Here is a 4,326-nt window from a genome sequence, read left to right as displayed (position 1 = left end):
AGATCGGCGACCGCGTCGTGGTCGGCGGCGCCGGCGGCCGCACGCGCTCGGTCGCGAGCCAGATCGTGGCCAAGCAGGAATTCGCCGGTTACTGGGAATATCTGCTGGACGAAGCCGTCTTCACCTATCCCGCGCATCCGAACTGGGGCGGCACCGCGCTGCTCAACGAGCGCGGCGAGTTGATCGGCATCGGCTCGCTTCAGCTGGAGCGTGAACGCGACGGCAAGGCCGAGCACGTCAACATGGTCGTGCCGATCGACCTGTTGAAGCCGATCCTGGACGATCTGCGCAAGTTTGGTCGCGTCAACAAGCCTGCGCGGCCCTGGCTCGGGCTCTACTCGACCGAGATCGACAACCGCGTGGTGGTGATCGGGATCTCCGCCAACGGTCCGGCGGCGCGCGCCGAACTCAAGACCGACGACATCATCCTCGCCGTCGACGGCGACAAGGTCACGAGCCAGACCGCCTTCTACAAGAAGATGTGGTCGCTCGGCGCCGCCGGCGTCGACGTGCCGCTGACCGTGCATCACCAAGGCGTCACCTTCGACGTCACGGTGACATCGACCGATCGCTTCAAGCTCTTGAAGGCGCCGAAGCTGCATTGATCGGCACCACAGGATAACCCTGAGCTGAGTAAGGCTGGCCCGGATGCGCGCGCTCGCCGCGACTCACTGAGGACGCGGCGTTTTTGCAACTTGCAATTTAAACGTGTCTCTGATCCAATTCAGGAATATTTGAATAATGCGTAATGGAATTGATTTGGGGAGGACGCTTTGCTGTCCGCGTCGGGGATCAATTTACAAAACGAACCCACCAGAAAGACAACCAGAGTTCTGGCGGTCCTTGGTCTCATTCTACTTGTGTCCTGCGTCCTTATCGTGGCGTTCGAGGCTCATTTCGATCAATGGCTCTACGAGTCGAAATCCGCTGCGGGAGTAGTGGTATCAAGTGCGAAAGATGCACGCGACGACTGCGGACCCAAACTCAACAAGGATCTCGAACAGCCGAATCCGTTGAGCGAGGAGGCAAAGTCCGACAATGAGGGGAAGCTGCGCATCGTCGCGGTCTGGCCTCCCACAGTCAGACTGGACGGCCACATTTGCGTAGTCGCGGCCGGAGTCGCGTCACAAGCCTCGCTGGACAAGCTCAAGGCGACAGTTGAGCTGAAGGAGAAGGAAGTCGTTGCCGCTCAGACCGCGTTCGACAATGCGCCAGCGGGCAAAAAGGACGGGCCCGAAAGGGAGCTGGCCGCCGTCAAGTTGGCGCTCGTGGCGGCCAAAGCGGCCCGCGATCAGCCAGCTCCGATCGAGGCCGTCTCGCTCTTCCTGAACGGCAGCCGATCTCCGCTAGCGCTTGGTGCACGTGCAACGCCAGCACCCCAGTTGCTCTCTTACAAATTCGGTCAAAATCCCGACGCAACGTCAGAGGACGCCAAATTCTGGCGCAAATTGCTCGGGGGAAAAACAGATCGAGGGGTCGCATCGCTCCGGGTAGGGCTGTCGCGATCTCAAGGCAGTACTCCGGAAATCGAGCGCCAGGAGGCGATCAGATTCCGAGTGTACTGGCCGCCGGTCGTCGGCCTCGGCGCTCTATCGGTTATCCTGCTCGCCGTCGCGTTCGCGATCTTCGCTGCCAACTCGAGCATATTGCGCGACCATGCACTCTCGAACATCGAGATCGCGGAGTACAATGACAGAATTGCCCGTGCGGCAGCCGCAGCTGATCCCGCCAATCAGGCGCTCGCCGACAGATCTGCGCAGGCCACGCAAGTGCTGCTTGCCTGCAAGAACGCCTCCACAAAAGACCATCCGGGAGGTAGCTTCAGCCTAGGCCGGGCTCAAATGGCGCTGTGGCTCGGCCTGTCGATCGCGGGCTTCATCTTCATCTGGCTCACTCTGGGAATTTACAGAAACGTCATCACAGAAGCGATCCTCGTCCTGCTCGGCATCAACAGCGTGACGGGACTCACCGCCGTTATCCTGGACAGAGATGACCCCGACAAACCGGTCGAAAGGGAGATAACGAAAGGCTTCTGGGCCGATCTGATCTCGGACGGCGGCGGTCCCAAGCTGCACAGAATCCAGATGATTGGCTGGACCGGCATCCTCGCGATCATCTTTGCCTGGAATGCCGTCGCGAATTTCATCTTCGTCGAATTCGACGCCTATCTCCTCATGCTCATGGGGATTGTCAATTCCGCGTACCTGGGATTTAAGACTCAGGAGAAGGTGCCGGGCAAGTAGCGCGACCATATGGCCGGATGGCATCGACATTGCCCTACGTCCGGAGGAAGCCGCGATGACCGAGGCCGTGATCGATGACATCGTGGCCGTGCTCCCGCCACTGCTCAATGCGCTGGAAGCGCTTGGATTTTTCCAAAGGCATCTGCATCCGCCGGCCTTTGCTTCTGTCATGAACGCGATCGGCGCGCCGGATGAGGCACTGCAGGCCGCACGTATTGCGATCGCGGATTGGCCGGACCAGTTCGCCGGCCTGCGCGAGCGACTGGACCGCGCCTGCGACGAGACGCTCGCCGCCTTTGCCGGCATCCGCGAGGTCGAGCGCGGCAATGGCGATCTCGTCGCGGTTTTCCGCGCGCTGCGCCACCTGCCGCGCGCGCAGGAGGCGCTTTATCCCCTTTCGGTGCAATTTCCACCGGTGAGCAGCTTCTTCCTCAACGACGCCAATCGCGAAAATGCGAACCTGTTGTCGCGGCTCGAAGTCGGCGCGCGCGAAAATACCGGCATCTTCCACGATCACAACGAGCCCGGCAGCCGCGGCGGCTTCTCGGTCTATGTGCCCGAATATTACTTGGCCGATCGCGCCATGCCGCTGGTGATGGCGCTGCATGGCGGCAGCGGCAACGGCCGCGGCTTCCTGTGGAGCTGGCTGCGCGACGCCCGCAGCTGTGGTGCGATCCTGGTGGCGCCGACCGCGACCGGCCCGACCTGGGCGCTGATGGGCGACGATGCCGATACGCCCAATCTCATGCGCATCCTCGAAACCGTGCGCGGCCGTTGGACCGTCGATGCCTCGCGCATGCTGCTGACCGGGATGAGCGACGGCGGCACCTTCTGTTACGTGAGCGGGCTCGACGGAGCCTCGCCCTTCACCCATCTGGCGCCGGTGTCCGCGACCTTCCATCCGCTGATGGCGGAGATGGCCGACGCCACGCGCCTGCAGAGGCTGCCTGTCTTCATCACCCACGGCAAGCTCGACTGGATGTTTCCCGTGCAGACCGCGCGCCAGACGCAGGCGGCGCTCGCAGCGGCCGGCGCCGATGTCACCTATCGCGAGATCGACGACCTCAGCCACACCTATCCGCGCGAGATCAACGCGGAGCTGCTGGAGTGGCTGAATGGGACCTGAACGATCCGACCTTACCTGCGCCGTACTGCCCCGGAACCATCGCTCCGGGCCGACGTTATTGCCGGTCACCGGAGGTTCGCCATGCAGACTTTTTTCGGAATGGTCCTGGGCGCGCTGCTGCTTGCGGGCGGCGTCTATGTCTATGATTCCATGCAGACGTCATCGGTCGCCAATGGCGAGGTGGCGATCACCAATCGCACCATCGTGAACTGGGACGTGGCGAAGGCGGATTGGGATGCGCTGCGCGATCGCGCGCACAAGGACTGGGTCCGGATCTCGTCGAAGTAACGATGCCGTATCATGAACGAGGCGCCGTCGCGGATCCGCGGCGGCGCCTTTGTGTTGGCTCCGATCAACGCTGCGCGTCAGTTCATCTTGGCCTTGCGGGCATCGGCGATGACCTGCTCGAACTCGGTCATGCTGAGCACGCCGGGTACGCGGTACTTGCCGACGATGAAGGATGGGGTGCCGCTGAAACCAAAGGCTTCAGCCTGCTCGTTGTTGCGCTTGAGCAGGGCGTCGATGTCGCTGCCATGGTCGGCAAGGTCGCGTTTCAGGCGATCCATGTCGACGCCGGCGGCCGCCAGCAACTCGTTGATACGCGGCTCGGTCAGGCGTGAGCTGACGCCCATCAAGGCGTCATGGGCCGGATGGTACTTGTCCTGGAATTTCGCCGCGAGCGCGGTCCGCGCCGCCGTGACCGAGACCGGCCCGAGGATCGGCCAGTCCTTCATCACCAGCCGCACCTTGCCATCGTCCTGGACGACCTGGCGCAGCTCGGGCTCGAGCTTGCGGCAATAGGGGCAATTGTAGTCGGACCATTCGACGATGGTGACGTTGCCGTTGGGGTTGCCGGCGACGGGCGTGTCGGGATCGCGCAGCACCTTGGCTTCGGTCAGCACCTCGTCATTATCGGCGGCTGCCCGCGCCGACGTGATGCGACCCGCCGCGAGGGCG

5 protein-coding genes are annotated in these 4,326 nt (G+C 62.7%); 4 read left to right on the top strand and 1 reads right to left on the bottom strand.

Going from position 1 to position 4,326, the window contains the following annotated elements:
- The 4 genes from MOV75_RS28730 to MOV75_RS28715 form a co-directional block, all read left to right on the top strand.
- On the top strand, positions 1-605 hold a 605-nt coding region (locus MOV75_RS28730), incomplete at its 5' end, for a S1C family serine protease (RefSeq protein ID WP_247007024.1).
- Positions 606-773: 168 nt separating this feature from the next.
- Complete coding sequence (locus MOV75_RS28725; protein ID WP_246930260.1) at positions 774-2,243, top strand: hypothetical protein; 1,470 nt, start codon at positions 774-776, stop codon at positions 2,241-2,243.
- Between the two features lie 55 nt (positions 2,244-2,298).
- Positions 2,299-3,369 (top strand): phospholipase, encoded by a 1,071-nt coding sequence (locus tag MOV75_RS28720; RefSeq protein ID WP_246930261.1) that lies wholly within the window; start codon positions 2,299-2,301, stop codon positions 3,367-3,369.
- A gap of 81 nt (positions 3,370-3,450) precedes the next feature.
- A complete protein-coding gene (locus MOV75_RS28715) occupies positions 3,451-3,657 on the top strand; it encodes a hypothetical protein (RefSeq protein ID WP_246930262.1) in 207 nt (68 codons plus the stop codon).
- Positions 3,658-3,734: 77 nt separating this feature from the next.
- Here MOV75_RS28715 and MOV75_RS28710 read toward each other — a convergent pair.
- The coding region (locus MOV75_RS28710; protein WP_247007023.1) for a DsbA family protein at positions 3,735-4,326 on the bottom strand (592 nt) is incomplete at its 5' end.

The organism is Bradyrhizobium sp. PRIMUS42 (assembly GCF_023006515.1).
Taxonomy (GTDB): domain Bacteria; phylum Pseudomonadota; class Alphaproteobacteria; order Rhizobiales; family Xanthobacteraceae; genus Bradyrhizobium.
Note: the sequence above shows the minus strand (reverse complement) of the source record. Positions and strands in the feature narration are given on the sequence as shown.